The organism is uncultured Roseovarius sp. (assembly GCF_963972555.1).
GTDB classification, from domain to species: Bacteria; Pseudomonadota; Alphaproteobacteria; order Rhodobacterales; family Rhodobacteraceae; genus Roseovarius; species Roseovarius mucosus.
This window is the reverse complement of the sequence record NZ_CAXAUM010000001.1, coordinates 247,386-271,365: the sequence shown is the minus strand read 5'-3', so window position 1 is coordinate 271,365 and position 23,980 is coordinate 247,386. Positions and strand designations below refer to the sequence as shown.

At 62.5% G+C, this 23,980-nt stretch carries 23 protein-coding genes; 17 read left to right on the top strand and 6 right to left on the bottom strand.

Going from position 1 to position 23,980, the window contains the following annotated elements:
* Positions 1–38 precede the first annotated feature (38 nt).
* Together AACZ65_RS01380 and AACZ65_RS01375 are read right to left on the bottom strand one after the other, a co-directional pair.
* The gene (locus AACZ65_RS01380; RefSeq protein WP_339667563.1) at positions 39–2,447 is read right to left on the bottom strand and encodes a ligase-associated DNA damage response DEXH box helicase; all 2,409 of its coding nucleotides are present in this window, start codon (positions 2,445–2,447) and stop codon (positions 39–41) included.
* Positions 2,448–2,490: 43 nt separating this feature from the next.
* On the bottom strand, positions 2,491–3,201 hold the full coding sequence (locus AACZ65_RS01375) for a response regulator (protein WP_339667562.1): 711 nt from the start codon (positions 3,199–3,201) through the stop codon (positions 2,491–2,493).
* A 138-nt stretch (positions 3,202–3,339) separates the two neighbouring features.
* On the opposite strand from AACZ65_RS01375, the gene mce reads away from it, so the two are divergent.
* Entirely contained in the window at positions 3,340–3,744 is a 405-nt protein-coding gene (gene mce, locus AACZ65_RS01370; RefSeq protein WP_339667561.1) for a methylmalonyl-CoA epimerase, read from the top strand.
* The gene (locus AACZ65_RS01365) at positions 3,744–4,028 is read left to right on the top strand and encodes a DUF1467 family protein (RefSeq protein WP_339667560.1); all 285 of its coding nucleotides are present in this window, start codon (positions 3,744–3,746) and stop codon (positions 4,026–4,028) included. Before mce ends, AACZ65_RS01365 begins: the two co-directional genes overlap by 1 nt.
* Here AACZ65_RS01365 and AACZ65_RS01360 read toward each other — a convergent pair.
* Positions 3,994–4,701 (bottom strand): EI24 domain-containing protein, encoded by a 708-nt coding sequence (locus tag AACZ65_RS01360; protein WP_339667559.1) that lies wholly within the window; start codon positions 4,699–4,701, stop codon positions 3,994–3,996. The two genes, AACZ65_RS01365 and AACZ65_RS01360, sit on opposite strands and share 35 nt — an antisense overlap.
* The gene (locus AACZ65_RS01355; RefSeq protein ID WP_339667558.1) at positions 4,698–5,276 is read right to left on the bottom strand and encodes a nitroreductase family protein; all 579 of its coding nucleotides are present in this window, start codon (positions 5,274–5,276) and stop codon (positions 4,698–4,700) included. The genes AACZ65_RS01360 and AACZ65_RS01355 overlap by 4 nt, the downstream gene beginning before the upstream one ends.
* Before the next feature lie 113 nt (positions 5,277–5,389).
* Here AACZ65_RS01355 and AACZ65_RS01350 point away from each other — a divergent pair, with 113 nt between their 5' ends.
* A complete protein-coding gene (locus AACZ65_RS01350; protein ID WP_037275223.1) occupies positions 5,390–5,644 on the top strand; it encodes a DUF167 domain-containing protein in 255 nt (84 codons plus the stop codon).
* On the opposite strand, the gene AACZ65_RS01345 is transcribed toward AACZ65_RS01350, so the two are convergent.
* On the bottom strand, positions 5,632–6,417 hold the full coding sequence (locus tag AACZ65_RS01345) for a DeoR/GlpR family DNA-binding transcription regulator (RefSeq protein ID WP_339667557.1): 786 nt from the start codon (positions 6,415–6,417) through the stop codon (positions 5,632–5,634). The genes AACZ65_RS01350 and AACZ65_RS01345 overlap by 13 nt on opposite strands.
* Before the next feature lie 289 nt (positions 6,418–6,706).
* On the opposite strand from AACZ65_RS01345, the gene glpD reads away from it, so the two are divergent.
* From glpD to AACZ65_RS01295, 10 genes are all read left to right on the top strand, one after another.
* On the top strand, positions 6,707–8,317 hold the full coding sequence (gene glpD, locus AACZ65_RS01340; RefSeq protein WP_339667556.1) for a glycerol-3-phosphate dehydrogenase: 1,611 nt from the start codon (positions 6,707–6,709) through the stop codon (positions 8,315–8,317).
* A gap of 16 nt (positions 8,318–8,333) precedes the next feature.
* Positions 8,334–9,422, top strand: a complete 1,089-nt coding sequence (locus AACZ65_RS01335) for an ABC transporter ATP-binding protein (protein ID WP_339667555.1) — start codon at positions 8,334–8,336, stop codon at positions 9,420–9,422.
* A 9-nt stretch (positions 9,423–9,431) separates the two neighbouring features.
* The gene (locus AACZ65_RS01330) at positions 9,432–10,526 is read left to right on the top strand and encodes an ABC transporter ATP-binding protein (RefSeq protein ID WP_339667554.1); all 1,095 of its coding nucleotides are present in this window, start codon (positions 9,432–9,434) and stop codon (positions 10,524–10,526) included.
* On the top strand, positions 10,526–11,398 hold the full coding sequence (locus tag AACZ65_RS01325; RefSeq protein WP_037275215.1) for a sugar ABC transporter permease: 873 nt from the start codon (positions 10,526–10,528) through the stop codon (positions 11,396–11,398). The genes AACZ65_RS01330 and AACZ65_RS01325 overlap by 1 nt, the downstream gene beginning before the upstream one ends.
* On the top strand, positions 11,398–12,240 hold the full coding sequence (locus AACZ65_RS01320; protein ID WP_339667553.1) for a carbohydrate ABC transporter permease: 843 nt from the start codon (positions 11,398–11,400) through the stop codon (positions 12,238–12,240). Before AACZ65_RS01325 ends, AACZ65_RS01320 begins: the two co-directional genes overlap by 1 nt.
* Positions 12,240–12,410 carry a hypothetical protein gene (locus AACZ65_RS01315; RefSeq protein WP_339667552.1) on the top strand — a complete coding sequence of 57 codons (171 nt, stop codon included), beginning with the start codon at positions 12,240–12,242 and terminating at the stop codon, positions 12,408–12,410. Before AACZ65_RS01320 ends, AACZ65_RS01315 begins: the two co-directional genes overlap by 1 nt.
* An 8-nt stretch (positions 12,411–12,418) precedes the next feature.
* Positions 12,419–12,691, top strand: coding sequence for a DUF2160 domain-containing protein (locus tag AACZ65_RS01310; protein WP_037275318.1), 273 nt, complete (start codon positions 12,419–12,421; stop codon positions 12,689–12,691).
* Positions 12,692–12,734: 43 nt separating this feature from the next.
* On the top strand, positions 12,735–14,453 hold the full coding sequence (locus tag AACZ65_RS01305; RefSeq protein WP_339667551.1) for an ABC transporter substrate-binding protein: 1,719 nt from the start codon (positions 12,735–12,737) through the stop codon (positions 14,451–14,453).
* A gap of 111 nt (positions 14,454–14,564) precedes the next feature.
* The gene (gene glpK / locus AACZ65_RS01300) at positions 14,565–16,052 is read left to right on the top strand and encodes a glycerol kinase GlpK (RefSeq protein WP_339667550.1); all 1,488 of its coding nucleotides are present in this window, start codon (positions 14,565–14,567) and stop codon (positions 16,050–16,052) included.
* A gap of 138 nt (positions 16,053–16,190) precedes the next feature.
* Positions 16,191–17,420, top strand: a complete 1,230-nt coding sequence (locus tag AACZ65_RS01295) for a glycosyltransferase (protein ID WP_339667549.1) — start codon at positions 16,191–16,193, stop codon at positions 17,418–17,420.
* A 69-nt stretch (positions 17,421–17,489) separates the two neighbouring features.
* On the opposite strand, the gene AACZ65_RS01290 is transcribed toward AACZ65_RS01295, so the two are convergent.
* The gene (locus tag AACZ65_RS01290) at positions 17,490–18,536 is read right to left on the bottom strand and encodes a DMT family transporter (RefSeq protein WP_339667548.1); all 1,047 of its coding nucleotides are present in this window, start codon (positions 18,534–18,536) and stop codon (positions 17,490–17,492) included.
* A gap of 254 nt (positions 18,537–18,790) precedes the next feature.
* Between AACZ65_RS01290 and AACZ65_RS01285 the strand changes: the two genes are divergently transcribed.
* The 4 genes from AACZ65_RS01285 (at position 18,791) to AACZ65_RS01270 (ending at position 23,943) form a co-directional block, all read left to right on the top strand.
* Positions 18,791–19,690 (top strand): hypothetical protein, encoded by a 900-nt coding sequence (locus tag AACZ65_RS01285; protein WP_339667547.1) that lies wholly within the window; start codon positions 18,791–18,793, stop codon positions 19,688–19,690.
* 125 nt (positions 19,691–19,815) lie between these two features.
* Positions 19,816–20,655: a hypothetical protein gene (locus tag AACZ65_RS01280; protein WP_339667546.1), complete on the top strand. Its 840-nt coding sequence runs from the start codon at positions 19,816–19,818 to the stop codon at positions 20,653–20,655.
* Between the two features lie 559 nt (positions 20,656–21,214).
* Positions 21,215–23,110 (top strand): multicopper oxidase domain-containing protein, encoded by a 1,896-nt coding sequence (locus AACZ65_RS01275; RefSeq protein ID WP_339667545.1) that lies wholly within the window; start codon positions 21,215–21,217, stop codon positions 23,108–23,110.
* 44 nt (positions 23,111–23,154) lie between these two features.
* Entirely contained in the window at positions 23,155–23,943 is a 789-nt protein-coding gene (locus AACZ65_RS01270; RefSeq protein ID WP_339667544.1) for an SCO family protein, read from the top strand.
* The last annotated feature ends 37 nt before the right edge of the window (positions 23,944–23,980 follow it).

Sequence of the window (23,980 nt, the reverse complement as noted above, 5' to 3'; positions counted from 1 at the left end):
ATTGGTGGCGCTTTGCCGGTGAAATGGCAAGGCCGCGCTCAGGGGGCAAGGCCCGCCGCCGCCAAGAGCCGCGCGCTTTCTTCGGCCAAGAGCCGCTCTTGCGCTGCCCCTTCGACCGGCATCCGCCCCGCCTCGAGGAAGAGGGGTGCGGCAAGGGGGCTGACGCGCGCCAGCCGCCTCAGGGTCACGCGCCCCGCGACGCGCGCCAGCATTTCCTCGATCCGGCCAAAATCCACCAGCCCACGCATTGCCTCTTGTCGGGTGATGTCGAGGAGAAGGTGCTCTGGGTCATATTTCACCAGCGTGTCATAGAGAATATCCGACGACATGGTCGCTTGTCGCCCGTTCTTGCGCGCGCCGGGGGTGTTGCGCTGAATAAGCCCGGCAATCGTGGCAGAGGCGCGAAAGGTGCGTTTCATCACCGCGTTGGACATGAGCCAGCTGTCCAACCCCGCGCGCAGGGCATCGGGGGCCAGAAGCGGGGCGGCATCGGTCACCGGCTCCAGCCCCCAGATCAGCGTGGCATAATCGGTGGCGACAAACCCCAGCGGGGCAAGGCCCGTCTCTTCCATCCGTTTCGTCACCAGGAGGCCCAGCGTCTGCATCGCGTTGCGCCCCGCAAAGCCATAGATGCAGAGATGCTCGCGCCCGTCATGGCCAAAGCTCTCGATCAGCAGGCTGTCGGGCTCTGGCATTTGCGACACATGCCGTTGCAGGTGCAGCCAGTCGCGCACAGGCTCGGGCAGATCAGGCCAGTCGGGGGCTGCCAGCATCTGCAGGATACGCGCCGAGAGTTGCGTTGAGGTCGCGAATTTGGTGCCCATATAGGTGGCAATCTTGGGCTTGCGCCCGGGATCGCGGCTGACCTCCACCACCATCTCGCGCAGGGATTCAAAGCGCACGATTTGTCCGCCGATAAGGAAGGTATCGCCGGGGGTGAGGGTGGCGGCAAAACCTTCTTCGATCTCGCCCAAAGGCTTGCCGCCGCGCGTCCGCCGCATCCGGACCTTGAGCGTGTCGGTGTCCTGAATGGTGCCGATGTTCATGCGGATGAGGCGGGCAGAGCGCGGATCGCGCAATTGCCAGCCCCCGTCGGCGCGCTGTTGCAGGCGCTGCCATTGGTCATAGGCCCGCAGCGCATAGCCCCCCGTGGCGCAAAAATCGAGGCAGGCGTCGAATTCGGCACGGGTAAGGGTGGCATAGGCCCCGGCCCCGGTTACTTCGGCAAAGAGGGCATCGGCGTGGAACGGCCCGGCACAGGCACGGATCAGGATATGCTGGCAGAGCACATCGCGCGGCCCCGGCCCGCGCGCCTCGCCATCCAGATCGTGGGCGCGCACGGCCTCGAGAGCGGCGCGACATTCCACCACTTCGAACCGATTGGCGGGCACGAGGAGCGCCTTGGACGGCGCGTTGTAGCGGTGATTGGCCCGCCCAATCCGCTGGACAAGGCGTTTGACGTTCTTGGGCGCGCCCACCTGAATGACCAGATCGACGTCGCCCCAATCCAGCCCCAGATCGAGACTGCCGGTGCAGACCACGGCGCGCAGATCGCCCCGCACCATCGCCGCCTCGACCCGCTCGCGCTGCACCCGGTCAAGGCTGCCGTGATGGATGCCGATGGGCAGCGCATCGTCATTGGCAAGCCAGAGGTTGTGAAAGAAAATCTCGGCCTGGGCGCGGGTGTTGTGGAAAATCAGCGTCGTCTTGTGGCGGCGGACCTGATCCAGCACCGCAGGGATGGCATAGGCGGCCCCGCCCCCGGCCCAGGGGGGCGGCTCTGTGGTCGTGAGCATGGCGATGTCTGGCTCCGGCCCCGGATCGGCCGAGAGGATCGCACAAGGGCTGTTGGCATGGGCCATATAGAGCGCAAGGGCAGGCGGGTCCTCGACGGTGGCCGACAGACCCACGCGCCGCATACCTGGGCAGAGCGCCTGAAGTCGGCTGAGCGCCAGCATGAGCTGATCGCCGCGCTTGCTCTCGGCCAAGGAATGCGCCTCGTCGATCACGACCCGTTTCAGCCCTGCGAAAATGCGCGGCGCATCCTCGTAAGAGGTCAGCAGTGCCAGGCTCTCGGGCGTGGTCAACAGGATATGGGGGGGATCGGCGCGTTGGCGGCGCTTGGTGTGAGAGGAGGTATCGCCGGTGCGATCCTCGATCCGGATGGGCAGGCCCATTTCCGTGACCGGCGTGGTCAGGTTGCGCCGGATGTCAGCCGCGAGCGCCTTGAGCGGTGAGATATAGAGCGTGTGCAGCCCGGCGTGATCGCCCGTGGCGAGATCCGCCAGCGTCGGCAGGAACCCTGCCAGCGTCTTGCCCCCGCCGGTGGGGGCAATGAGCAGCGTGGCAGGATCCTCCGCCCGCGCCAGCATCTCCGCCTGATGCGGGTGAAGCTGCCAGTTGCGGGCAGAAAACCACGTGGCAAGAGGGGCGGGCAGGGCGCACATGACGCCCTATCTAGCGGTGGGTCGCGGCAAAGCAAAGCGCCCGCTAGAGCGCCGTTCGCGCCGCCAGGCGCATGTCGATCAACCCCATGATCCGCGCAACGCCCGCCTCGGAACAGTGCCCCGTCAGCCCCGCCGCGGCCTCGGCCAAAACCGCATCTTCGGCGGCCTGGGCCACACTGGCCAGAAACTGCGCGGCATAGCGCAGGATGTCCGGGGTGCGATCATGGCTGAGCAGGCTTTGAACATGGTCGAGATCGTCGCGATAGGCCAGCGGATCGGGATGGATCACCTCGGCCTGCACCGCGTAGGGGCCAAGAGGCCGCCGGTCGGTGGGCATATGGCGCAACACCTCTTGCTGAAAGATGCCAAGGCTTGCCACGGGTTTGAGCAAGAGCCCATCGGCCCCGGCATGGCGCGCCCGCGCCTCTGCCCCGGCATCCCCGCTGGTGGCAAGAACCACGCCCACGCGCGGCACGGCGCGGGCGAGGTCGGCAATCAGATCCTCGCCCGGACCGTCGGGCAGGCCCAGATCGACGATCACCACCGACGGACGATAGACCTGCAAATGACGACGCGCCGAACTCAGGCAATCCGCGCGCCGGACGCGCGCGCCGCTGCGCAGGCACATCAGGCGCAGCGCTTCTGACGCATAGCGGCTATCCTCGACCGCCAGAACGGTCATGCCCATCAGGGGGCGTTGGGCGTTTGGCACGCGCGGGCGCGCAAGGCTGTCAAGATCGGTCATCGGGCGCATCCTTCTGTCACGATATCCCCGCAGCATGGCCCGGTTGTGGTGAACGCAAGGTTAATGCGCGGGTTGCGTCCCCCTGTCGCTTGTCAGTTCGCGCGTTCATCCCCATAACGGGGGAAATTCATGCGAAAGGATTGCCCCATGATCGGACGCCTCAATCATGTCGCCATCGCGGTGCCGGACCTCACCGCCGCTGCCGACCAATACCGCCATGCGCTCGGCGCCAAGGTTGGCGCGCCGCAGGACGAGCCGGATCACGGCGTGACCGTGGTCTTCATCGAATTGCCCAATACCAAGATCGAGTTGCTCTATCCCTTGGGCGAGAACAGCCCGATCCAGGGCTTTCTTGACAAGAATCCCTCGGGCGGGATTCACCATGTCTGCTATGAGGTCGATGACATCATTGCCGCGCGCGACCATCTGAAATCCACCGGTGCGCGGGTGCTGGGCAGCGGAGAGCCCAAGATCGGCGCGCATGGCAAGCCGGTGCTCTTCTTGCACCCCAAGGATTTCAACGGCTGCCTCGTGGAACTGGAGCAGGTCTGATGGGCATTACCTCGGCCATCGTGCTCTTTGCGGTGATCTGGTTCATGACCTTCTTTGTCGTGCTGCCGATCCGCATCCAGACCCAAGGCGATCTGGGCGAGGTGGTGCCCGGCACCCATGCCGGATCGCCCGAACATCACCATCTCAAGAAAAAGGCGTGGATCACCACCGGGATTGCCATCGTGCTCTGGATCATCATCGGCGGCACGATCATTTCGGGCGTCATCACCGTGCGCGATCTCGACATGTTCAACCGGATGGGCCCGCCCGCCGCGTCTGAGTAGCGTGAAAGATATGGGTAAAGGTGGCGGCGCCGAGAATCGGGATCAAGAGGTTCACCAGCGGCACTGAGAGCGGCATCGCCATGAGCACGCCTGCCGCCCATATGGTCAGGCGGTGTTTCTTGCGCAGGGTCTTGGCCCCCGCCCGCCCGACCCGGCGCATCGCGACCAGTTGGAAATATTCCATCCCCAGGAGATAGCCGTTCAGCCCCCAAAAGATGAAGAGCGCGAAGGGCGTGAAAAGCGCATAGAGAAAGAGCGCCACAACATTGGCGCCTATGATCACGCCCAAGAAGTTGACCGTATCGCGCAGCGCCTCGCCAAAGGGAACGGATTGCGCGGGGGGTAATCCGGGATAGTGACGATCCTCTACCGCATCGGCCACCGTGTCGAGAAACATCGAGGTGATCGCAGAGGCGACCGGCACCATCAGAAACACGGACAGCACGATCATCAGGAGGAACGACGCCCCGCTCAGGAGGTCGCCGACCCATGTCACCTCGCCCAGGAGCGGCAGGGTGGTGGTGTCGCCCACCGTCGCCTGAATGAGCCAGAGCACGCCGGCATAGGCCGCAATCAAAAGCGCAAGCGTCAAACCGACGCCGAGAAACAGCACCTTGCGGAATCGCGGATCGCCGATCTGACCCAGGGCCTTGAAGAAACTGGCGAAGATCATTCCGAAACCCAAGTCGTGATGCTGTCAATCTCGGGGCGCGGACGCTCTGGCGGGGCGGCGCCTTCGGTGCCGATATGGATGAATCCGGCGATGCGCTCGTGATCCGCCAGCCCGAGAGCTGCGGCGGCGAACCCCCGGTCATGGCTGGGCCAGCCGCTCAGCCAGTTGGCGCCCCATCCCGCAGCGAGCGCCGCGTTCAGGAGGCTAAGACAGACACAGGCCGCCGAATAGGTTTGTTCGATGGCGGGAATCTTGCCCGAGGGTTTTGGGCTCTCAATCACTGCGACCGCCAGATGCGCGTCTGCGAATTGCGTTTCGGCCTTGGCGATGTCCTCGGGCGATTTGCCCAGCCGCGCGCCGGCCTGCGGCACGAGCCCCGCCAACCGCACGAGTGCCGCGCGTTCCAGCACGATCAGGCGCCAGGGTTCCAGCTTGCCATGATCGGGCACGCGGGTGGCGGCGGTCAGAAGCGGACGCAGCGCGTCACGGTCCGGGACCGGCAAAACAAGCGTCTTGGCCGGGCGCGAACGGCGTGAGAGCATGAAATCGAGAGCGGCGGGATTGGGCGTTGGCATCGGTGTCTTTCTCTTGCAAGGCCCCCCACATGTCGGCAAGCCTGCGTCCGTGGTCAAGCCCCGAAGCGGCGATTCCTGTTGGATGGGCGCGCGCCAGCCGGTATGGCACTGTCATGGACATCCCCGACCTCAGCGCGCTGGCCCAGCCCGGCACCACCATCGCCCTGCGCGTGACCCCAAAGGCCGCGCGCAACCGGATCGTCGCGGAAGAGGGCGGGCTGCGCGTCTATGTCACCACCGTGCCCGAGGATGGCAAGGCCAATGCCGCCGTCGTCAAATTGCTGGCCAAGGCGCTCGGCGTGCCGAAATCGCGCCTGACCCTGCTGCGCGGTCACACCAGCCGGGACAAGGTGTTTCAGGTCGACTGATGCTTGCCCGCCATGCCCGCGACCTGCACCCGGGTTCCCCAGCCCACGCAGCTTTCGCCCAAGGATGCGGGCAGGGGCCGGTCGGTAAAGACCTGATCGACATCGCGAATGGACCCGATCCGCACCGGCGCGCTGCGCTGGAATTTGGAATGATCCGCCACCAGAAATACCTCGCGCGAGCGGTTGAGCAGGGTCTGGCCCACCACCACCTCCTGAATGTCGAAATCGAGCATGTCGCCATCCTCGTCCAGCGCGGAACAGCCCAGAATGGCGTAATCGAACTTGAAATTCTCGATGGTGCGCGCGGTCAGGTTGCCCACCAGCCCATTGTCGGACCGGCGCAGCGCGCCGCCCGCCACGACAATCTCGCAATCCTTGTTGGCGAGCAGGATTTGCGCCACGTTCATGTTGTTGGTGACGACCATCAGATTGCGGTGATCCATCAATTCGCGGGCTACCGCCTCGGTCGTGGTGCCGATGTCGAGAAAGACCGAGGCATCATGCGGAATGGCCGCCGCACAGGCGCGGCCAATCGCGGCCTTGGCAGGCTCGTTCAGGCGGCGTCGTTCCTCGTAGAGGATGTTCGATACGCCCGACGGCAGGATCGCGCCGCCATGGACGCGCTCCAGCTTGCCTGCGTTGGCCAGTTCGGTGAGGTCGCGGCGGATGGTCTGAACGGTAACGTCAAAGCGCTCGGCCAGATCCTCGACCGTGACCTTGCCTTCGGCGCGGGCGATTTCCAGAATGTCGGGTTGGCGAAAGCTCTGGGACATGGGCGGCCTTGATTGGTTGCAGGTTCGATTATGTTCGTTTTGTCGCGCGCTGCAAGCAAAGCCTCCGCTGCGTTGCGGCGTAGCGGCCGAATCGCGGCCGTAAGGGCATGGGTGACGCAACCTCAGGGTGGAAAATGCGTTCGTTCGCGCCCGAGATCACGCGTGGTCCTGAAAATTGATGAATGAAATCAAAGGGTGTATTAATAAAAGAAACAAAACGAACATTCATTCTTGACCCATACGGTCAAAAAGTGGTTCGTTTGCGCTCATCTTACGGTGGGAGGGGCGCGTGTCGCAGGACCGCGAGGGCACAGTGATCGACCTGTTCGTCATCGGCGGCGGCATCAACGGCTGTGGCATCGCCCGTGATGCGGCGGGCCGGGGGCTGCGGGTGGAACTGGCCGAGATGAACGATCTCGCCTGGGCCACATCGAGCGCCTCGACCAAGCTTTTCCACGGCGGTCTGCGCTATCTCGAATATTTCGAGATCCGGCTGGTGCGCGAGGCACTGATCGAGCGGGAAACCCTGCTGCGCGCCATGCCGCATATCAGCTGGCCCATGCGTTTTGTGCTGCCCTATCACCGCGATATGCGGTTCGAGGGCGAAACGCCCACCTCGCGTATTCTCAATCTCGTCATGCCCTGGATGAAAGGGCGGCGGCCTGCCTGGCTGATCCGCCTGGGACTGTTCCTGTATGACCATCTCGGGGGCCGTAAAATCCTGCCCGCGACCTCGACGCTTGATCTGCGCAATGGGCCGGAGGGGGCACCGCTCAAGGACAAGTTCACCCGCGCCTATGAATATTCCGACTGCTGGATCGAGGACAGCCGCCTTGTCGTGCTGAACGCCCGCGATGCCGAGGCGCGCGGCGCGCGCATCCGCACCCGCACCCGCGTGCAATCGGCCGAGCGTGTGGGGGATCTGTGGCAGGTGACGCTCAAGGATCAGGAAACCGGCGCGGTCGAGGTGGTGCAGGCGCGCGCCCTCGTCAATGCCGCTGGGCCATGGGTCAAGGATGTGATCTCGGGCACGCTGCGCCTCAACTCTGCCGAAGGGGTGCGGTTGGTGCGCGGCAGCCATATCGTGACGCGCCGCCTGTACGATCACGACAAATGCTATTTCTTCCAAGGCACCGATGGGCGGATCATCTTTGCCATCCCCTATGAGAGGGAGTTCACCCTGATCGGCACCACCGATGCCGAACATGGGCATGCCGATACGCGCCCCGAATGCACGCCGGAAGAGGCCGAGTATCTTTGCCGCTTTGCGTCGGAATATTTCAAGACGCCCGTGACACGCGCCGATATCGTCTGGACCTACTCGGGGGTGCGCCCGCTCTATGACGATGGCGCGAAATCCGCCACCGCTGCCACCCGTGACTATGTGCTGACATTGGCCGAGGGGTCGGGCGCGCCGCTCTTGAACATCTTTGGCGGCAAGATCACGACTTACCGCAAACTGGCCGAGGCGGCGCTGGCCAAGTTGCGCTCGTTCTTTCCGGATGCCGGCACGGATTGGACCGCAGGCGTCGCCCTGCCGGGGGGAGATTTCCCCGTTGACGGGTTCGACCGGCTGACAGAGAGTCTGCATAGGGCCTATCCGTTTCTCACGGAGGCATGGGCGCGGCGCCTGGTGCGCGCTTACGGCACCGAGGCGGTGGATATTCTGGGCGAGGCGCGCGAGGCCGCCGATCTTGGTCCCGATTTCGGGGCAACCCTGACGGGGGCCGAGGTGCGCTGGCAGATGGACCATGAATACGCCCGCGCGGCGGCGGATGTGGTCTGGAGGCGCACCCGTCTGGGCCTCAAGATGACCGAGGCGCAGATTACGGCGCTCGACAACTGGATGCAGCAGGAGCGCGGGCTTGATCGGGCCGACCCCGTGGCAGCCAAGGGATAAGGGAGGAAACGACCGCATGGCGCTGACACTCAAGGGGGTATCGAAACGTGTGAACGGGCAGGTGCATATTCACCCGACCGACCTCACGCTCGAGGCCGGCACGATGAACGTGCTTCTGGGGCCGACCCTCTCGGGGAAGACCTCGCTCATGCGGCTGATGGCGGGGCTCGATGTGCCCGCGACGGGCCGTATCCTGTGGAACGGTGCGGATGTCACCGGAATGCGCGTGCAGGATCGCCGCGTGGCGATGGTCTATCAACAATTCATCAACTACCCTTCGATGACCGTCTATGACAACATCGCCTCGCCCCTTCGCCTGATGGGCAAATCCAGCGCCGAGATTGACGCGGCGGTGCGTAAAACCGCCGATCTGATGCAGCTCTCGCCGATGCTGTCGCGCAAGCCGCTGGAGCTTTCGGGTGGTCAGCAACAGCGCTGCGCGCTGGCCCGCGCGCTGGTCAAGGAGGCCGGTCTGGTTCTGCTCGATGAGCCGCTGGCCAATCTCGATTACAAGCTGCGCGAGGAATTGCGCGCGGAAATCCCACGGATTTTCGAGGCCTCTGGCAGCATTTTTGTCTATGCCACGACCGAACCCGAGGAGGCGCTACTTCTTGGGGGCAATACCGCGACCCTCTGGGAAGGGCGGGTGACGCAATTCGGCCCGACACCGCAGGTCTACCGCCAGCCGCGCGACGCCACGACCGCGCGCGTCTTCAGCGATCCACCGATGAATTTCCTGACCGTGCAGAAATCCGGCACGCGCATTCTCTTCGGCGATGGGCAATCGGCGGCGGCGCTGGGCAGCATGGCGGGGCTTGCCGATGGTACCTATACGGCGGGCTTCCGGCCCAACCACCTGGAGCTGGACCGCCATACCGCCGATGCGCTGAGTTTTGACGCGCGCCTCAACGTGACCGAGATCACCGGGTCCGAAACCTTTGTGCATCTGGATCACCATGGCGAGCGCTGGGTGGGTCTTATCCATGGGGTGCGCGATCTGAAACTGGGGGCCGCTCTCCGGGTCTATCTCGATCCGGCGCATGTCTATGTGTTCGGGTCGGATGGCGTGCTGGTCGCACCAGCACCCTATGCAGAGGCGGCGTGAGGGGGAATCATGGCCAAGATCACGCTGGATAATCTCGCGCATAGTTACCTCGCCCGCCCGGCGTCCGAGGCGGATTTCGCGCTCAAAGAGCTGAACCACGTCTGGGGCGATGGCGAGGCTTATGCCCTCTTGGGCGCGTCGGGCTGTGGCAAGTCCACGCTGCTCAACATCATTTCGGGCCTCTTGCGCCCAAGTCAGGGTCGTATCCTGTTCAACGATCAGGATGTCACGGATCAGGCCACCGCCGCGCGCAACATTGCGCAGGTGTTCCAGTTTCCGGTGGTCTATGACACCATGACGGTGCGCGACAATCTGGCCTTTCCGCTGCGCAATCGCGGCGCGCAGCCCGCCTATATCGCCGAGCGGGTCCAGACCATCGCCCGCATGATCGGGATGGAGGCAGAGCTGGGTCACAAGGCGCGCGGTCTCACGGCGGATGCCAAGCAGAAGATCAGCCTTGGACGCGGCATGGTGCGTGAGGATGTCAACGCGCTGCTCTTCGATGAGCCGCTGACAGTGATCGACCCGCATATGAAATGGGAGTTGCGGACGCAGCTCAAGGCGCTGCATCACGAGTTCGGCCATACGATGATCTATGTCACCCATGACCAGACCGAGGCGCTGACCTTTGCCGACAAGGTGGTCGTGATGCACGATGGCCGCGTGGTACAGATGGGCACACCGCAGGAGCTGTTCGAGCGGCCAGAGCATACATTCGTGGGCTATTTCATCGGTTCACCGGGCATGAACCTGCTCGACGCGCAGGTGATGGCCAACAAGGCCGTGGTGCAGGGCGTCGAAATCCCGCTTGGGGCCGACTATGCCCGCCCCACGGGCCGGGTGCAGATCGGCGTGCGACCCGAGTTTGTCCGCCTGACAGCAGGGGCCGAGGGGCTGCCCGTGACGGTGCGGCGGGTCGAGGATGTGGGCCGTCACAAGATCATCCGCTGCGAATTGGCCGGGGTTCAGATCAACGCCATCGCCGCTGAGGGCGCGCTGATTTCGCCCGACATGACCCGCGTCACCTTCGATCCGGCTGCGATCAATGTCTATGCGGATGACTGGCGCGTCACGCCGAAATCTCAGGCGCAGGAGGCCGCGTGATGGACAAGACCGTCAATCAAAAGGCATGGTTCCTTGTCCTGCCCGTCCTTCTTCTCGTGGCGTTCTCTGCCGTCATCCCGCTTATGACCGTGGTCAACTATTCGGTGCAGGACACATTCGGCAACAACCAGTTTTTCTGGGCGGGGCTGGAGTGGTTCGAGGAAATGCTCGCCTCGGAACGGATGTGGGACGCGCTGCAACGGCAGGCGATCTTTTCCGCGATCATCCTCGCCATCGAGGTGCCGCTGGGCATTCTGGTGGCACTGAACATGCCCAAGCGCGGCATCTGGGTGTCGGTCTGCCTTGTGCTCATGTCCTTGCCGCTCTTGATCCCGTGGAATGTGGTGGGCACCATCTGGCAAATCTTTGGCCGGGTCGATATCGGCCTTCTGGGGCATACTCTGGCGGCGCTGGGCATCGACTATAACTACACGCAGAATGCGGGCGATGCCTGGGTCACGCTCATCGTGATGGATGTCTGGCATTGGACCTCGCTGGTGGCGCTCTTGGCCTATGCCGGGCTGCAATCCATCCCAGACGCCTATTATCAGGCGGCCAAGATTGATCAGGCCAGCCGCTGGGCCGTGTTCCGCTATATCGAATTGCCCAAGATGACGGGCGTTCTGATGATCGCAATCCTTCTGCGCTTCATGGACAGTTTCATGATCTACACCGAGCCTTTCGTCGTCACGGGGGGCGGTCCGGGCAACGCGACGACGTTCCTTTCGATCGACCTCGTGAAAATGGCGCTCGGGCAATTCGACCTCGGCCCTGCCGCCGCCTTCTCGATCATGTATTTCCTCGTGATCCTGCTGATTTCATGGGTGTTTTACACAGTCATGGTCAATCTCGACAAACGGGAGGGCAAGTGATGGCCGATCTGACCGCCGCACGCGGCACCGCGCGCAGCTTCGCCTTGCCGCGTATCAACGTGGTGATGGTGCTTTACCTGCTGTTCCTGCTCTTGCCGATCTATTGGCTCGTGAACATGAGCTTCAAGACCAACGACGAGATCCTCGGCGCCTTCTCGCTCTGGCCGCAGACCCCCACGCTGGCGAATTATGCCACCATCCTTACCGATGCCAGTTGGTATATGGGCTATGTCAACTCGCTGATCTATGTGGTGATGAACACGGTCCTGTCGATTGCCGTGGCCCTGCCTGCCGCCTATGCGTTCTCTCGCTATAGCTTCCTCGGCGACAAGCATCTGTTCTTCTGGCTCTTGACCAACCGCATGGCCCCGCCTGCGGTCTTTGCCCTGCCGTTCTTTCAGCTTTATTCAAGCGTGGGCCTGTTTGACACGCATATCGCCGTGGCGCTGGCGCATTGCCTCTTCAACGTGCCGCTGGCGGTGTGGATTCTGGAAGGGTTCATGCGCGGCGTGCCCAAGGAGATTGACGAGACCGCCTATATCGACGGCTATTCCTTCGGGCGCTTCTTCGTGAAAATCTTCATGCCGCTGATCGCGAGCGGTGTCGGCGTGGCCGCCTTCTTCTGCTTCATGTTCTCATGGGTGGAACTGCTCTTGTCGCGCACGCTGACCAGCGTCGATGCCAAGCCGATTGCGGCCACCATGACGCGGACGGTCTCGGCTTCGGGTCTGGATTGGGGCGTGCTGGCAGCGGCGGGGGTGCTCACCATCGTGCCGGGGGCGCTCGTGATCTATTTCGTGCGCAATTACATCGCCAAGGGCTTTGCCCTGGGGAGGGTGTGATGGCTGTTCTGCTTGGGATGGTTTTGCTTGGCATCCTCGTTTTCGCGCGCGGGTCGCTATGGGCCGCTGGAATGGTGGGAAAGACGCTTTACGTGGCGGTCGCGGTTTTCGCGGTCTCGCTGACGCTGCTGCTGGCGATCGAGCGGATCGAGGGAATGGGGGAATACTGACGATGGATCTGTCTTGGATGGCTTGGACACTTCCGACCGCGATCTTTTTCGGGGTCATTGCGACGCTGCTCATCACCTTCACGGTGCTGGCGATCAAATTCCCCGAAACCCCGCGCGTCGGTATCCTCAGGATCGAGACGACGCGCGGCGATCGTCTCTTCATCACGCTTCTCGGCTCGGCCTTTCTTAATCTGGCCTGGCTCGGAATTGTCGGCGCGAACCAGCCTTACGCGCTGATCCTCTGCCTGATCTATGCCGCGGCGGTGTTTCGCTGGGTTTAGACCGGGATCAATCACCAACAAAGTTCACCTAGGGAGGGAAACCATGAACTTGCGAATGAAAACAACCACCGCGCTGGTGTCGCTGGGCCTGATGGCCTCGCCCGCCTTCGCCGATATGGAGGCGGCAAAGGCGTTTCTCGATGCGGAAATCGGCGATCTGTCCACGCTCTCCCGCGCCGAGCAAGAGGCGGAAATGCAGTGGTTCATCGACGCGGCCCAGCCTTTTGCCGGCATGGAAATCAAAGTCGTGTCGGAAACCATCGACACCCACAGCTACGAATCCAAGGTGCTGGCACCCGCCTTTACCGCCATCACCGGCATCAAGGTCACGCATGACCTGATCGGCGAGGGCGATGTGGTCGAAAAGCTGCAAACCCAGATGCAGTCGGGCGAGAACATCTATGACGGCTACGTCAACGACTCGGACCTCATCGGCACCCATTGGCGCTATCAGCAGGTGCGCAACCTGACCGACTGGATGGCAGGCGAGGGCGCGGATGTGACCAGCCCCACGCTCGACATCGACGATTTCGTGGGCCTCTCGTTCACCACCGGCCCTGATGGCAAGGTCTATCAGCTCCCGACCCAGCAATTCGCCAACCTCTACTGGTTCCGCTACGATTGGTTCAACGACGACAAGAACAAGGCCGATTTCAAAGAGAAATACGGCTATGATCTGGGCGTTCCGGTCAACTGGTCGGCCTATGAAGATATTGCCGAATTCTTCACCGGGCGCGACCTCAGCCATCTCGGTGTCGAAGGCGAAGTCTTTGGCAACATGGATTACGGCAAGAAAGACCCCAGCCTTGGCTGGCGCTATACCGACGCCTGGATGTCCATGGCCGGGATGGGCGACAAGGGCGAGCCGAACGGCCTGCCGGTCGATGAATGGGGCATCCGCGTGAATGAAAATTCGCAGCCTGTCGGTTCCTGCGTCGCGCGTGGCGGGGCCACCAACAGCCCCGCCGCCGTCTATGCCGTGACCAAGGCGATCGAGTGGCTTCAGAAATACTCGCCCCCCGCTGCCGCTGGCATGACCTTCTCCGAGGCAGGCCCGATCCCGGCACAGGGCAATGTCGCGCAGCAGATGTTCTGGTACACCGCCTTTACCGCAGCCTCGGTGAAACCCGACCTGCCGGTGATGAACGAGGACGGCACGCCCAAGTGGCGCATGGCCCCCTCGCCGCACGGCGTCTATTGGGAAGAGGGCATGAAAGTGGGTTACCAGGATGCAGGGTCCTGGACCCTGATGCAATCTACCCCCGTGGACCGCGCCAAAGCGGCGTGGCTCTATGCGCAGTTCGTGACCTCGAAAACCGTGGATGTGAAAAAGGCCCACACCGGCCTCACCTTCATCCGCGAGTCGACCATCCAGCACGAGAGCTTTACCGAGCGTGCGCCGAAACTGGGCGGTCTTGTGGAATTCTACCGCTCGCCCGCGCGCGTGCAGTGGTCGCCCACCGGCACCAACGTGCCCGACTATCCGAAACTGGCACAGCTCTGGTGGCAGAACATCGGCGACGCCATGTCGGGCGCCAAAACCCCGCAAGAGGCGCTTGATGCGCTCTGCTCCGATCAAGAGCGTGTGCTCGAGCGGCTTGAGCGCGCTGGTATCCAGGGCGACATTGGCCCCAAACTCAACGAGGAAATGGACCCCGAGCATTGGCTGAGCCAGCCCGGCGCGCCCAAGGCCAAGCTTGAGAACGAGGACGAAGAGCCGGTCACCATCGCCTATGACGAGCTGATCAAGTCCTGGCAGTAAGCCAACCGATCCGGGCCGCCTTGCGTGCGGCCCGGCGCGAACCCATACTGCGGTCGCCGCCCAACGGTGGCGGCCGCTTTTTCTATCTTTGCCGCGTTCAGGATCACAGCCATGTCCCACATCCTCGCCATTGACCAAGGCACCACCTCGAGCCGCGCGATCCTGTTTGACGAGGGCATGCGGATCACAGCCACGGCCCAAGAGGAATTCGCGCAGCATTTCCCGCAATCGGGCTGGGTGGAGCATGATGCCAATGACCTGTGGTCTACCACCGCAGGTACCTGCCGCGCGGTGATCGAAAAGGCCGGTCTGACCGGCGCGGATATTGCCGCCATCGGCATCACCAACCAGCGCGAGACAACCGTGGTCTGGGACCGTCACACCGGGCAAGCCATTCACCGCGCGATTGTCTGGCAGGATCGGCGCACGGCGGACTATTGCGCCGAGCTGCGCGCAGCCGGGCACGAGCCGATGGTGGCAGAGTGCACGGGCCTTTTGCTCGATCCCTATTTTTCCGGCACGAAACTGCGCTGGATACTCGATCATGTTCCGGGCGCTCGGGACCGCGCCCAAGCGGGCGATCTGCTCTTTGGCACCGTCGACAGCTATCTTATCTGGAAACTCACCGGCGGGCGGGTGCATGCCACCGACGCCACCAATGCCGCGCGCACCCTGCTCTATGACATCCGCAAGGGACGCTGGAGCGCCACGATTTGCGACCTCCTGGGCATACCCATGCAGATGCTGCCTGAGGTGCGTGACAGCGCCGATGACTATGGCCACACGCGCGCCGATCTCTTTGGTCGCGAAATCCCCATTCGCGGCGTGGCGGGCGATCAACAGGCCGCAACCGTCGGGCAGGCGTGTTTCAAGCCGGGGATGCTCAAATCCACCTATGGCACCGGCTGTTTTGCCCTACTGAACACTGGCGACACGCCGGTTGTCTCGCAAAACCGGCTGCTGACCACCATCGCCTATCAACTGGATGGCAAACCCACCTATGCGCTCGAAGGCTCGATCTTTGTCGCAGGCGCCGTGGTGCAGTGGCTGCGCGACGGGCTCAAGATGATCCGCCACGCAAGCGAAACGCAGCCCCTTGCCGAACAGGCCGACCCCAATCAAACGGTCGTTCTGGTGCCTGCCTTTACCGGGCTTGGCGCGCCCTATTGGCGGCCCGAATGCCGGGGCGCGATCTTTGGCCTCACACGCAGCACGGGGCCTGCGGAACTCGCGCGGGCGGCGCTCGAAAGCGTGGGTTTCCAGACCCGCGATCTCTTGCGCGCGATGCGTGATGATTGGGCCGGACACGGGGCCGACGCGGTTTTGCGCGTGGACGGGGGAATGAGCGCCTCTGACTGGGCGATGCAGTTCCTCTCAGACATTATTGACGCACCGGTGGACCGGCCAGAGGTGCTGGAAACCACGGCCCTCGGGGCGGCGTGGCTCGCGGGGATGCATATCGGACTTTATCCAAATCAGGCCGGATTTGCCGAAACCTGGGCGCTGGAGCGACAGTTTCTGCCCCAGATGTCGGCGGATCTGCGCAGCACCAAAGTCGCAGGCTGGGCGCGCGCGGTTGAGGCGACACTCGCCTTCTAGCTGTTCGCACGCAGGGCGAGGGTTACATTGGCTCACGAGAGATTTTACTCTCGTGACACGTCTTATGTTGTGATCAAGGCCGTCAAAGATTAGGTTGTATACAAAGTAATGTATTTCTCTATCCCTCGAGGAGTTCCCATGACCCCCCCGGTCAGCGTCATTGTCCCGGCCCGAAACGAGGCGCAGACCATCGCCCGCGTGGTGTCGGTTCTGGCGGATATGCCGGATGTGGGCGAGGTTGTGGTGATCGACAACGGCTCGACCGATGCGACAGCGGACTTGGCGCGCGGGGCAGGTGCTGTGGTCATCTCAGAGGCTCAGACCGGCATGGGCCATGCAGTGCGCGCAGGCATCGCCGCCGCGCGCCATGATTGGGTGATGAAGGTCGACGCCGACCTCGACCGGTTCGATACAGATCTCTTTGCCCGTATGCCCGCCGCCCGCGCCGCCGGTGTGGGGCTGATCAAGGGGGCGTGGCACGACCCCGCCGACAACATGCCGATGACCCGCCTTTTGGTGCGCCCTGCGCTGCATCAGATGTTTCCGGGCCTTTCGCACCTGCGCGCGCCCAACTCGGGGCTTTATGTCTTTGACCGGTCCCTCATCGCCTATGACGGTCTGGCGACCGATTACGCGGTCGATCTTGATATCATGCTGCGCGTGCACGCGGCGGGGCATTCCGTGGCCGAAGTGGATATTGGCCGCATTGTCCACGACACCCGCGATGTCACGCATTATAATGGCATGGCTGAACAGATCTTTGCGTTCTTCCTCAGCCGTCAACCCCGGATGCTGACCCGAGAAATGGCCGTGCTGGCCCAGGACGGCGCACAGGTGATCCATCATGCGCTGGGGGCGATCGGTCATCGTCTTGCGGCAGGGGTGCGCGTGACGGTCTATCTTGAGGATATGACAGGCCTTGGATCGCCCGAGCTGTGCGATGTGCTGGCTGCCTATCCCACCGCCCGGGTGCTGCCACTCGACGACGCTTCGGCCTTTTCTAGCCATGTCAATGCTACCGGTCTTTGCGTGCTTGCCCCTTATCCACGGGCGGGCGGGGGCGCGGCGCTGTCTGAGGCGGTTGCGCTCTTTGAGGCTAATCATCACCATCTGCCGGGCGCGCTCTGGCTCATGCCGGTGCATGACAGCGGACGTGAGATCACTGGTTTCGCACCCGACTTGCTGCCCGAGGTGGCGGATGGGCTGGCCCTCAAACAAGCGGCACTCGAGGCGTTGGGGGCTGCTGTCCCGCCACCTGCCGGTCTTGGCCGGGAGCTCTTTCAGAGCTATGCGTCTTTGCCCGATGCTCTGTGTCCGGGCTATGGGCCGCTCGCCAGCCAGCGACAGCCTTCCGTCGGCAACTTCTAGAACAGGCGATTGCGCATCGCGCCCCGGCACCCCTGACACACCGTCATCAGCGGGGTGTTTCCGTCGTCCTCACGCGCCCTTGAAGTTCACTTCGCCTTCATGCTCCAGCGCGCGCTCCTGCGCCTGCTTGCGCATGGCGGACTCTTCGGTGTGGCGGCGGCGCAGCCGGCCATACTGGCCGATGGCCACCGCCAAGAGGATGATCGCCCCGCCGGGGATCAGGCCCGGTCCGGGGTCTTCGCCCAGCATCACCATCGCAATCAGGATCGCCGCAAGTGGCGAAAACGACGTGGCCAGCGATACATCGCCCGAGCGCGCGTATTTCAACCCGAGCGCCCAGGCGAACTGCCCGCCGATCACCACGATCACCGCATAGATCCAGACCCATTGCCAGACGACCGGGTGAAGCACATCTTGGAAATGGTTCGGGCCAAAGAGATAGAGCGCAACAAAGAAATAGAATGTCGTGCCCACGGCGGTGCGATAGATGGCGAAAATGCCCATCGGAATACCGCGCAGGCCCATGCGCGCGATCAGCGTCGAGGCGATATAAGACAGCGTGGCCAAGAGCGCGCCAATCTCACCCTTGCCAAGGTCGAGCGTCGTGCCCTCATTGTTCATCAGGATCATCACCGCCGCCCCGCAGAGCGCCACCAGACCGGCGACAAAGGCCCACGGCTCGAATTCTTCGCGCAAGAGCAACCAAGCCGCCAGCACAAAGAGTGGCGGTTCGATCCGACCCATCAGCACGACATTGGTCACGGTCGTATGTTCCAGCGCGTAAAAGAACAGCCCCGGCGTCAGCGCCGAGGAAAAGAACGCCGAGAGCGTGAGGATGACCCAGTGTTTCTTGGTCAGCGCGCGCAGGTTCTCCCATGTCCAATCCCGCCAGAACATGATGATCATCGGCACCATCGACATGAGCGAGCCGACAAACAGCAGGTTGCAATAGGTGATGACATTGCGCCCCATAACGCGGTTTTGCGAACCGATATCGGCAAGCAGCGAGACGAGCGAGTTCGACGAGGCATATATCAGCACCGCTACCCAAGCGAGCGTGGCCCCCATCATGACCTTTGAGGCATCTGGAACGATCTGCGTGCTGGCGTGACTCATGGCGTGCTCCTGAACCGAGATGCTGAACCTTGCCTTTACATTGCGCCGCAACTGAGAAAAGAGCAATGAACGTCCACGCACAGCCGGTCACGTTCCACTGATGGCCGCGAAATATTGTTTCAAGAGCGCCGCGCGCGTCACGCTTGCGTGCGAAACTGTGAAATTCCACGCGATTTCGGTTGTAAATCGCGGCGTGGGGGGCAAGTTTGCCCAACACCGGGCCCCGTGCCTCCTGATCCCCAAGGGACCTTTAGATGACCGCCCTCTCTGAAACACCCCGCTCCGGCTTTGTCACCATCTTTGATGACACCTATGATCAACCCGACTGTCGGGCCTATTTCCGCATGATGGACAGGCTGGGCTATCGCAATCAGCATCACGCGGTCGCGGCCTTTCGGGCAGGGCTGGCCGAGATGATGCGCCTGCGCGGTCTTGATCAGGCGCGGATCGTGGATTTCGCCAGCAGCTATGGCATCGTTTCGGCGCTCTTGGCGCATGATCTGAGCCTGGCACAGGTTTTTGCCCGCTACCGGCAACCCGAATTCGACAGCGCCAGCGCGGACGAGGTGATCGGCTGGGATCGTGACTGGCTGGTGGGGCTGCGCCGCCCTGCGCCCGTGCTGCATGTAACCGGCCTTGATGTGATGCCCAATGCGGTCGCCTACGGGCGCGCGGTTGGTCTCTTTCAATCCGGCCATGTCGAGGATCTGGAACAGGCTCCACCGTCCCCGGCGCTTGCCTCCGACCTCGCCCGCTGTGACATGATCGTCGAATGTGGCTCTGTGGCTCAACTCATGCCGCGCGCGCTCGACCGGATGCTGGCGGCCTGCGGCCCGGTCAAGCCTTGGGTGATGACCTCGCCCATCCGGGGCAATGAACGCCCCGAGGCGGCTGAGGTACTGCGCGCCCATGGCCTTGTGGTCGAGCGTCTGCCGATCCCCCCTTTCATCCACCGCCGGTTCGAAAGCCCCGAAGAACAGGCCCGTGCCATCGCCAATGCGCAGGCCGCAGGGCATGACACCGAGGGTGTGGAAACCACCGGCCATTTCCATGCGCAAATTCTTCTGGCCCGTCCCGAGGCGGAATGCACCAACCCCGCCGACTGGCCGCTGCCCCTTGGCGCACTGCCCATGGCGGACAGCGATCCTGCATAAACCGTTGTCGGGCCATGCGCCTGCGGCTATCATCACCCTGTTGCGCACAGCCCTTTTCTTGATCTGCCCGGACCTATTGCAGGATTGACCCAGAATGCCCCCTTGTCCCACCCCTGTCAGACCCCATGCGCGCAACCCATCGCGCAGGAGCTGAGGTTGTGCGCGGACTGGGGTTTCTCACACTTGCCGCCTCGATCTTTTGCGGCTTTGGCGCAGGCCAGATTGGGTTGACCCTGCTGGGGCGTGGGGCCGTGCCGCCCCAGCCCGTGCAGATCACCGCCGCCTTGGCCGCTGTCGAGAATGCCGCAGAAGCGCCCTTGCCAGAGAGCTGGCCCCCTGTCTTTGACCCTTATGTGCCAGATCCGCCCAAGGCCCCGACCATCGCCAAGAAGGTCGAGAAATACCGCCTCGTCGGGTTGGTCGCGGGGGGCGAGAGTGGCTGGGCCATTCTCACCGCGTCGGATGGCGACCGGTTGGTGCGCGCAGGCGACCGGCTGATCGGCGGTGAAACCGTGCTTGAAATCGCTCCTGATGGGGTTTGGATCGAGCGTTCCACAGAGCGGGTTCTGATCGCCTTTGAGGAAACGCCCGACGAAATGATGGCCCGGATGATGGTAAATGGCTCCGTGCAGGAAGATGAGGCCGAAATTCCGGCCAGCGCCTTTTCCGGCAGTGATCTGCGCCGTGTTCTGGGGCGCGCGGGCAGCGTGCGGATGGTCACGGTTGGCAGCAACGCAAACGAGGTCTTTCCCGAAATTTTATGGGTGCGCGAAGGGCAGGTTTACGACCTGATCGGCCTGCGTCGTGGCGATCTTGTGCTGCGCGTCAACGGTTATTCTGTTTCCGATCCGGAAACGCTGGTGAACGCCAGACAGCTTTTGGCAGAAGCCGATGAATTCGCTGTCGAAATCATGCGCGGTGGTCAACGGCGCACCATTTCCGTGCGGATCACCGGGCGCAGCTAGGTACGATTTTTTGCGTCCCCCCCTTTAAATCGAAAATTCATAAACTATTTACCATCGACGGCTGTATTTGTTTCAGTTTCCGGTCATCCCGGCGAAATAAAAAATCTTTTATTATCAGCAATTTGAAACCTTGCTTCTTGCAAATCCGGCAAATGAAGTAACATTACGGCCCACTCACGAAAATGTTATCGTTGTTCCACGCAAGGTTTTGTGTTGAGCTAGCAGTGTCAGGCGCGTCATTTTGGCGCTCTTGACGTTACTGCCAATGTCAATAGGGCGCGGTTTTGTGCGCTGAACGGGGAGCAATTGCTCAAATCTATTAACCCAAAATCTGCGGATCACTGATCCGCGCGGGCCAAACATTACTCACCTCTACCGGCCTGTAATCTCTCGCATATCGAGTTCGCTCGAAACTGACATAGGGCGGCCTGAACGGTCGCTGACTTACAGGGGCTCCGGCCCTCCTTTCTCGCGGCATGTCTGGCGCGGGGTTGATGGCGTCATGTCTGGAGCGTGGCGCTGGTAATTTTCGCAAGCTTTTTCTGCTGGAGGACAAAGCATGAAACGAAGAGACGCATTAAAGCTCGGCCTTGGGGCTGCGGGTGCCACTGTGGCGGCATCGCAGGCCGGAGCGGTCGAGATCGAGCAGTGGCCGGACAGTGCCGCGGAAGGGTTGCCGCAAACCGGCCTGGTATTCCCCGACACTTTTGAGCCGAGCATTGTCGTGCAATCAAGCCCGGCGGTCGAGCCATTCACGGCCCCGCTGAACATCATGCCGATCGCGCAGCCGGTCAATCCCAACACCTACGACCCGCCGATCGAGCCCGAGCGCCACCAGCGCTTTGACGATTTCCCGCCGCAAAAGCATTACGAAGAAGTGATGACCGAATTCCGGTGGAAGTATCACTGGCAGCCCCCGTATGGCGACGGCACCGAGGGCGTTGTCGGGCGTGCTGGCGATCCAGACGTCGGGTCCTGGCACTGGGGCTTCAACGGCATCACGCCGGGTGAAACCTATCACGCCTATTACGGCGAGCCGGTTTTCCTGCGGCGCAACAACCTGCTGCCCACTGTGGGTGCCGGCAATGTGACCTTTGCGTTGCCCTCGCCGACCATCCACCTGCACAACGGCCATACCGCGTCCGAGTCGGACGGTATTCCGCAGGACTTCTTCAATCCCGGCGAATTCTGGGATCACCATTACGCCAACATCCCGGCTGGTACGCCGTTCAATTGGGATTACGACAACCCCGAGATCATGAATACCCTGTGGTATCACGATCACCGGCTCGATTTTACCGCCACCAACGTCTATGCGGGCTTTTCGGGCTTCTACTTGATCTTCGACGAGCGCGATTCCAACAACGAACGGGATCGCAATCCGCGCGCCTTCCGTCTGCCCTCGGGCAAATATGACATTCCGCTGATCCTGCACGATGTCATGTTCCAGCCCAACGGTCAGGTGATCTGGGACTTCTTCTCGCCCGATGGTGCGTCGCCGCATCCCGAACCGCGCCCCGAGCCGGTCGAGGTCGGCAACTCTCAGGGCACGCCCGATACGTTCGACTCCAACCGCCTGCAATACACCACGCAGGGCATGACGGGCGACAAGATCACGGTCAACCGGATCATCCAGCCCTATCTCGATGTCGACCGGCGCAAGTATCGCTTCCGTTTCCTCAACGGTGGCCCGTCGCGTCTCTATCGTCTGGTGCTCAAGGTCGTGCCGAAGCCCGGTCGTGGCGAGCCCTATTTTGACGACTTCATCGTGCTGTCGAATGACGGCAACCTGCTCGAGGCGCCGCTGGTCGAACCCAAGATCGACCTCTGGATCGCCAACCGCTTTGACGTCATCATCGACTTCTCGAAGTACAAGGATGGCGACAAGGTTCAGGTCTGGAACGATCTGGAAATCCGCGGCGATGGTGCAGGTCCGACCGGCTTTACGCTGGAAGGCGAGAACATGATGCCTGTTCTGGAATTCCGTTGCAAAGGCCGCAAGAAGCCCGATCCGTCGCGCGTTCCTGCCACCATGCGCAAGCTTCCGGAAATCCGCATGTCCGAAGTCCGTCGCAAGCGCCTGTTCGTATTCGACTACGACAACGGCCTGTGGACGGTGAACGGCCGCCTGATGGACCCCAACCGTGTGGATGCCAAGATCGAGCAGGGTTCTGCCGAAATCTGGACCTTCCGCAACGAGGGCACAGCCTGGGCGCACCCGGTTCATACCCACTTCGAAGAGTTCCAGATCCTCGAGGTCAACGGTCGTCCGCCAAGTGCGGTAGAGCGTGCCCGCAAGGACGTGGTCTCGCTCGGGCCGGGTGACGAGGTGACATTCTTCAGCCGCTGGCGCGACTTCTTTGGCAAGCACGTGATGCACTGCCACAACGTCGTGCACGAAGACCACGCAATGATGATGCGCTGGGATATCGTGGAGCCGGGTCAGGGTGACTGAGCGGAAATCCTTCTAGGAATTCTCTGAAAATGAGAGGAAAAGACATGACAAACAGACGTCAATTCTTGGCCGGTCTTCCGGTCGCGGCGGCTGCTGGGATGACCGCCGGGTTTTACACCACGCCGGGTAACTCCAAAGAGCGCGCCGATGAGGCCCGCAAAGCCGCACTCGCAAAACTGCGCGATACCAAGACAAACCTGCACCCCAACGACATGCCGGTGCTCTGCAATCCGGTGAACAGCGGTGGGGTCATCAACTCTGCGGTGAACGATTCGTTCCCCAACGTGATGATGGTCAATCAGGACGGTCTCGGGATGTCCTTCTATGAGGGCTTCATCGAGAACAAGGTCGTGATGATGCACTTCATGAGCCTCAAGGACGAAGGCCATTTCCCGATCACCCGCCGCATGGCTGACGTGGTTGCAGAATTGGGCGACAAGGTCGGGCGCGATGTTTTCGTGTACTCGATCAGCCGCGATCCCGAGCATGACACCCCTGCACGCATGCAGGCCTATGCCTCGGAACTCGGTGCGCCCAAGGGCTGGCATTTCCTGACCGGGACGCCGCAGCATTGCGCCGATCTTGCCTTCCGGATGTATCGCATGAGTCATTCGACTCTGCCCGGCAAGCGCAAGGTGGACGTGGTGTTCTACGGCAACGGCAGCGCCGGTCTCTGGGGATCGTTCCCCTGGGATATCCGGGCCGACGATGCCGCCAACCGTGTCACCTGGGTCATGCCGCAAGCAGCGCCGAAAGTCGGTGAAAAGCTGCGCCGGGCCGGTCCGCGCGTGTTCGATCTGAAAGATACGCGCAACCACAACCGCGAAGTCTGATCCCGGACCCCGGTTCGCCGGGGCGCCAGAACAGTAT